This window comes from Clostridium sp. (genome assembly GCF_016650095.1).
GTDB lineage: Bacteria > Bacillota > Clostridia > Clostridiales > Clostridiaceae > Clostridium_AD.
The window spans coordinates 1-6,400 of the sequence record NZ_JAENWL010000213.1; the positions used below are offsets into that span (position 1 = coordinate 1).

Sequence of the window (6,400 nt, forward strand, 5' to 3'; positions counted from 1 at the left end):
GAAATTTAATCAACTTAGTGGTTGTGGTCCTGTTGCTGCTGCAAATATAACTGCATATTTATCTCAAACATTTCCGGATAAATATAATACCTTATATCCATATAAGGGTACTATTAATAAAAAAGATTTTATCCAGCATATGATTAAAATTCGAAAATATGTAAAGCCAGGATTCTTTGGTCTTACCTCTGTTCGACAATTTTCAGATAATGTTTTGGCTTTTTCAAGTGAAAGAGGTGTATCTTTAATTCCCCATATTTTAGATGATAAAGCTACTAGTATTCAAGAAGCTATAACCTTTATTTCTATGGCTTTATCTGAGAGACTTCCAGTTGCCATATTAGTTCTTAAACATGCTCTAAAGGAATTTAAAGAATATAGTTGGCACTGGATGACTATCACTGGCTTAAGACTGAATTCTAAAGATAACACATATTATATTTCAATCTCCACCTATGGGGAGCACCGAGAGATAAATTTAGATTTGCTTTGGAATAAAAGACGCGCAAAAGATATAATTAATCTAGTTTATTTCATCTAAGGTTTTAGATGAAACTCAAAATTTCCTAAAATAGTATAATAACGTCGTTGAAAAATGATATTTTTTAAGGGAAGCCATTTTGATATGCTTCCCTTAATTTATTATTAAATAATACTTAGAGCTATTCTTTAAACTTTTATATTTATATTGTCATTTCCCATTTTTTCTTTTTCTTTTAATTTGTGATACTTCTCTTGCGCCGCATTCCACCTAGATGGAGCAAATAATAAAATCAATATAGCATAGGTAATAAGAAGAATAAACCATGTTAGTATATATCCTTTAGAATAATATGCCCCAAAATAGAATGCCATAATTATAAAACACGAAATACTGTCTTCAAAAACATACATCACCCTGCCTATTTTGCCTCTTTCTTTTGCTATTTCAAAAGATTTAATGAAAGTTTTATCATCTTTATAAAATATCTTTGATACTTTATTTGCTTTTATCTTATTTTTAGTAATTAGGTATTTCAAAATTGCATTTATGACTAAAATTACAATTACAAGAATAATAGTACTGCGCAATAATATAGATTCTCTCATAACAACACCTCTATACATTTTTATAGACTAATGTTTATTTATATAATCAATATATTTATTAACCATTTCTATCACTGTTTTTATACTATCAAAAACAATTTTGTCTTGTATTTTATCATATTCGTGCACCAATCTATTTCTCATCCCAGTACATGGTGCTAATTCCATTGCAAAATTTATTGGAATAACACCTAGTTCTCCAATAATTTCAAATGAGGAATAATAGTCTTTAGATGGTACATGGTTCATTTCACTAATTATAATGGAATTTATATCCACCATATTTTCTACAATGAGTTGTATTAATCTTTCACCGGTTCTTTTTATAAAATAATTCGAAATATATTGTTCATAGCTGTAATCTAAAAATGGCTCTAGTTCTATAATATATTCAGAAAGATTTATTAATTTTCGGCGGATTACATTTGTGTATACCATTTCTTTCACCTCTTATAAAATTTTCTAAATACACCTCTTCTAATACTCTAAATTTCCTAGTATCATTATATTGTTTTACAGTATTTAAGTAGAACTCAATAAAGATTTCATCTTCTTTACAGAATAATATCTTGTAATTAGATATTACCTCAAATTTAAGAACAGGATCACCATGATTTAAAATTGCAACATCAATGATGTTTTCTTTAAAAACCTGCATTAAATCTTTTATTATCTCTTCAAAATTATAGGAATCATCTTTTAAAAGTAACCCTAAGTCTACATCACTATCTGCATTACTATTTCCAGTTGCCTGAGAGCCATATAATAAAATCATCTTAATACCATGCTTTATGCATGTATTTTTTAATTCTTCTAAATTATAATCCATATACTCCACCTTATTTATTTGACTTAAGAAAAATCAGTATAAGCCATTCTACTCGTCTATTATCATTCATTATAGCCTAATTGTAGGTTTTTTATATAATTTTGTCAAAGCTTTATAATGATAATTATCCTTATTTTCAAAACTTTCAGCATTTATTTAATCTAAATACAGCTTTTCTTTTTTTATATATTTTATAATTTCAACAGTTGTTAAATGTCCAATATTTCTTTTAGCCTTAATATTATTTCTAATCATAGTCGAACTGATTGTTGACTGAAGAAGTCCTGGAATTTGAATTAAACTAGATTTATAACTTTTTAAAACTTTAATGTCATCGAGGACTTTCCAAAGAGTGTCTTCTCCCCTATCCATTACAATTATCTTATATTCACTTATTAGCCTCTCCCAATCTTTCCAGTTAATTATATCTCTTAAATTATCTGTACCCATTAAAAAACAAAGGTCACTTTCAGGATACCGCTTTTTAAGTTTATCTAAGGTCTCAATTGTATAGAGTCTTTTTTGTGTATCAATTTCTATTGTGCTTACCCTTAGCCTACTATCTTGCCCAATTGCAAGTTTTAGCATATTAACCCTATGATAAGCAGCTGCTAATTCTTTTTTCTTATAATGATCCCCTACAGGAATAAACAAAAGTTCTTTTGCAGCTAGGCTCCTAAGTAGTTGTTTAGCCAAGGTTATGTGAGCCAGTGAAGTCGGGTTGAAGGACCCTCCATAAATCACCATCAAATTATTCTTCATATTTTTCTTCTAAATATCTATACCTTTGAATTAATTCCCTCTTAACACTCCAAAGTTCCTGAGATAAATCCACAATGTATTTATGAGGATTAGAAAATCTCTTAACTTCCTCCCATATGCTTTCTACTTGGTTTTTACAGTAGGTTCTTATTTCTTCTATGGTTGGTAATTCATATACACATTCTCCATTAAGAAAAATTGGCACTAGAAGCTTTTCAGCATAGAAATTGGTAATTTTCTTCTTCTTCCAAATAAGAACTGGGTCAAAGATTGTATAAGGTACTGTTTCATCTATAACCTCGTCTGCCATTGTGATAATATCAGCAATTGCCTTATGCGAATCCTTGTCGTATAATCTCCAACACATTTTGTATCCAGGATTAATAATTTTTTCTTCACTTTCACTTAATTTAATTCTTGGAACAATTTCTCCTTCTTCTTCCACCGCCACTAATTTATAAACACCACCAAATACTGACTCTGATTTTGCAGTAACCAACCTTTCACCAACACCAAATATGTCTATTTTAGCATCTTGATTTAATAACTCTGTTATAATAAATTCATCTAAACTGTTAGAAGCTACTATTTTGCAATCTGTAAGACCTGCTGCATCTAGCATAGTTCTTACTTCCTTTGAAAGATAGGCAAGATCTCCGCTATCAAGTCTTATTCCTTTTAATCTTTTTCCAAGTGGCTCTAAAACATTCTTTGAAGTCTTAATAGCATTCGGTATACCACTTTTAGTAACATTATAAGTATCTACAAGCAAGGTACATGCGTCTGGGTAAATTTTAGCATATGTTTCAAAAGCCTTGTATTCATCTCCGTAAAATTGTATCCATGAGTGAGCCATTGTACCAATAACGGGCATTCCAAACATTGGTCCAGCAATTGTAGTAGCTGTACCACTTACGCCTCCTATATAAGAAGCTCTTGCGCCCATTATAGCTGCATCAGCACCATGAGTCCTTCTTGCTCCGAGTTCGAGTACCGGCCTCCCCTTAGACGCTCTCACTATTCTACTCGCCTTAGTAGCTATTAAGCTTTGGTGATTTATTGTTAGTAACAACATGGTTTCGATAAGTTGTGCTTCAATTACCTTTGCCTTAACTGTCACAAGTGCTTCATTCGGAAATACTACTGTGCCTTCTTGCATGGCATAAATATCTCCGGCAAACTTAAATGTTAATAAATATTCTAGGAATTCCTCTGATAAAATCCCCTTACTTCTTAAATAATCAATATCATCTTTTGTGAATTTTAGATTTTTAACATAAGTTACAAGTTGTTCGAGCCCTGCCACTATTGAGAAACCTGCTCCATCTGGATTTTTCCTATAAAACATATCGAAATATACAATTGTGTCTGATACCCCATTTACAAAATATCCATTTGACATTGTTAGTTCATAGAAATCCATTAACATTGAAAGGTTTCTTTCCTCTTTAATATCGAATCTATTAATATTGAAGCTATTAATTATTTTACTCATTTCCATCCTTCTCCTTCTCGCCTCGCTTAATTAGTTTCATATTGAAACAAAGCTTTATTAAAAAAATCAGGGTTGCAATCACTTGTTATTTATTTACATTCATAATCAGCTTTTTATTTTATAGTATCTACTATTTCTATTCCATTCGACTTCATCTCCCAAAGTGATATAACTTTCATTAAATCTCCATCATGTGTTTCAAAGTCAAAGGTTTCAACTGCGTCTATTGGCACAATAATTCTTCTATTAAGGTTCTTCTGATTGAAATATGTTTTTAATGTTTCAGCAAAATGCTTAACACATATGTCACTTGAACATCCTTCTATAATATAATTTTCAATTTGTTCTTCGTTTTCATTGAGCCATGTTTTAAATTCTGGTGCATGAAACCCATTAGTACTATTCTTATGAATTATTGTGGTATTACTATGCAGAGTAGCACCGCAATTTAATGAAGGAATAAGCTCAGCTTCTGTAGTATTTTTTATGCAATGTTTTGCACAAGTTTTAAACTCTGTAGATTCTTCATCATGTTGCTCTAAAAAGAATACCTTCTTATAACCATATGTTCGCTCATTAGTAGACACAACACTATCTATAATCTTTTCAACCCTTGGTGACGACATTATTCCTGCATGAACAAATCCATTTACCATATCTACGACTATTAGTGCTGTTTTTTCTTTTGGAAGGTCAATTAAATTAACTACTTTTCCCATTATCTCCTTTTGCATATCAAATATTTTATTTATCATTAAATTCATCATATATATCATATCCTCTCTATTTATATTTCTCACGCCATGTATCTCAGCAAAATTGATGCTTTAACTATTAGTCCAGAAAATTATGTTCCCAGTTTTCATTAAATATATAACAGGTTGCAGGTCTGCCAGATGTTGTTTTTTCTTTGTCGGTTTGTATAACCATTTTTTTGATTTTTCTTCTAAAATTAGCTCTTGATAGTGGTTTCTCTACACTCAAAATAGCTTCATATATTTTTTGAGCTTCTCTTAAAGTGAAATATTTAGGAAGTAATGTAAATGCTATTGGAGTATATTCTATCTTGTTTTTTAGTCTTTCAATTGCACTATATATCAAATCAATATGATCAAAGGCAAGTTCATTTTTGCACCACCCTATAAGCTCATAAGAAGGTACTTTTATTGAAATAATACCATTTTTAACAAATCTCTCAGTCACAAGGTATCCTATTTTAACCTTACCATCATCAGAAACCAGAGTTATATTGTATGTATCAACTCTCTCTATTCCTGAATTATTAGAGGAAATAAAATCTTTTCTTACCGTAAACCATTGTGCATAAGTAGCATCATCCCCCGCTATAGGCTTAATATTAGTTTTATCAACTAAAGCCAAATAAGCTATTGCAATAACCCTCATTCTTGGGTCTCTTTCTACTAAATCACCGAAAGTTTTTAACTGTTCAAAATATACGCTATCAATATTAGTTTCTTCTTTAAGTTCTCTATAGCAAGCAGTACTTAAGGCTTCATCAATATGTACAAAGCCCCCAGGAATTGCATAGCATCCCATGTATGGGTGGTCTCCCCTTTTTATTAAAAGAATTTTAAGTGCTTTATCAGGATCTTTTCCCTCCACCGCTACATCATCTACAATAAAAAGCAACATATCCACTGTATTAGATGGTCTATCATAATGTCCTGATATGTAACTTTCTAAAAACTCTTTTTCAGTTAATCCATCTTTATTTTTCATATCTATATTCCTCATAATCATTTTTCCTTTCTTATTTTCTTATTTTTATGACTATGTATATTTGTAATTCTTTGTATTACTTTGATACTATCAACCTTAGCATCGTTTTAGTACAAAGTCAATATGATTTTCAATATATGTTAAGATTTACTAATAGTTAAAAACCGTAAAATTAATAAATCTTACGGTTTTTAAGTATTATTTAGTTTTTGCATAATTTTTTAGATTATTTGCTAGAGGATAATATTTTAAATAATAACTTGGATATAAAATATCCTATAATAGTGAAAATGATAAACCAAATTCCAAAATATCTTAACCTAAGATGTCCTAAAGTAGTTCCAGCCAAAAGCCCTGAACATATAGCAACGCCCCCTATAAATACAGGTTCTAAATTTTCAAAGACTACTAGTCTTAAATTATATTCTATATTTCTTTTACTATAGGCCACATAAGCCAAGTATAAAAATAAACAAGTTAAAAGA

9 protein-coding genes are annotated in these 6,400 nt (G+C 30.1%); 1 reads left to right on the forward strand and 8 read right to left on the reverse strand.

From position 1 onward, the window contains the following. Positions 1–541 (forward strand): hypothetical protein (locus tag JJE11_RS12375; protein WP_291636048.1); only part of this gene is annotated, 541 nt, incomplete at its 5' end. Between the two features lie 128 nt (positions 542–669). Here JJE11_RS12375 and JJE11_RS12380 read toward each other — a convergent pair. The 8 genes from JJE11_RS12380 to JJE11_RS12415 form a co-directional block, all read right to left on the reverse strand. Continuing rightward, positions 670–1,089 carry a hypothetical protein gene (locus JJE11_RS12380; RefSeq protein ID WP_291636050.1) on the reverse strand — a complete coding sequence of 140 codons (420 nt, stop codon included), beginning with the start codon at positions 1,087–1,089 and terminating at the stop codon, positions 670–672. A 27-nt stretch (positions 1,090–1,116) separates the two neighbouring features. Next, positions 1,117–1,527, reverse strand: a complete 411-nt coding sequence (locus JJE11_RS12385) for a DUF86 domain-containing protein (RefSeq protein ID WP_291636052.1) — start codon at positions 1,525–1,527, stop codon at positions 1,117–1,119. Beyond that, positions 1,481–1,918, reverse strand: a complete 438-nt coding sequence (locus tag JJE11_RS12390) for a nucleotidyltransferase domain-containing protein (protein ID WP_291636054.1) — start codon at positions 1,916–1,918, stop codon at positions 1,481–1,483. Before JJE11_RS12390 ends, JJE11_RS12385 begins: the two co-directional genes overlap by 47 nt. 156 nt (positions 1,919–2,074) lie before the next feature. Then, on the reverse strand, positions 2,075–2,680 hold the full coding sequence (gene nadD, locus JJE11_RS12395; protein WP_291636056.1) for a nicotinate (nicotinamide) nucleotide adenylyltransferase: 606 nt from the start codon (positions 2,678–2,680) through the stop codon (positions 2,075–2,077). Beyond that, on the reverse strand, positions 2,670–4,175 hold the full coding sequence (locus tag JJE11_RS12400) for a nicotinate phosphoribosyltransferase (protein ID WP_291636058.1): 1,506 nt from the start codon (positions 4,173–4,175) through the stop codon (positions 2,670–2,672). The genes nadD and JJE11_RS12400 overlap by 11 nt, the downstream gene beginning before the upstream one ends. 113 nt (positions 4,176–4,288) lie before the next feature. Then, entirely contained in the window at positions 4,289–4,975 is a 687-nt protein-coding gene (locus tag JJE11_RS12405; protein ID WP_291636060.1) for an isochorismatase family cysteine hydrolase, read from the reverse strand. Positions 4,976–5,009: 34 nt separating this feature from the next. Further along, positions 5,010–5,915: an NUDIX domain-containing protein gene (locus JJE11_RS12410; RefSeq protein WP_291636062.1), complete on the reverse strand. Its 906-nt coding sequence runs from the start codon at positions 5,913–5,915 to the stop codon at positions 5,010–5,012. 226 nt (positions 5,916–6,141) lie between these two features. Beyond that, the coding region (locus JJE11_RS12415; protein WP_291636064.1) for a hypothetical protein at positions 6,142–6,400 on the reverse strand (259 nt) is incomplete at its 5' end.

Excerpts from the sequence above, each read along its gene's own strand:
- JJE11_RS12380 (WP_291636050.1), bottom strand. The coding sequence starts at position 1,089 with ATGAGAGAATCTATATTATTGCGCAGTACTATTATTCTTGTAATTGTA.
- JJE11_RS12385 (WP_291636052.1), bottom strand. The coding sequence starts at position 1,527 with ATGGTATACACAAATGTAATCCGCCGAAAATTAATAAATCTTTCTGAA.
- JJE11_RS12390 (WP_291636054.1), bottom strand. The coding sequence starts at position 1,918 with ATGGATTATAATTTAGAAGAATTAAAAAATACATGCATAAAGCATGGT.
- nadD (WP_291636056.1), bottom strand. The coding sequence starts at position 2,680 with ATGAAGAATAATTTGATGGTGATTTATGGAGGGTCCTTCAACCCGACT.
- JJE11_RS12400 (WP_291636058.1), bottom strand. The coding sequence starts at position 4,175 with ATGAGTAAAATAATTAATAGCTTCAATATTAATAGATTCGATATTAAA.
- JJE11_RS12410 (WP_291636062.1), bottom strand. The coding sequence starts at position 5,915 with ATGAAAAATAAAGATGGATTAACTGAAAAAGAGTTTTTAGAAAGTTAC.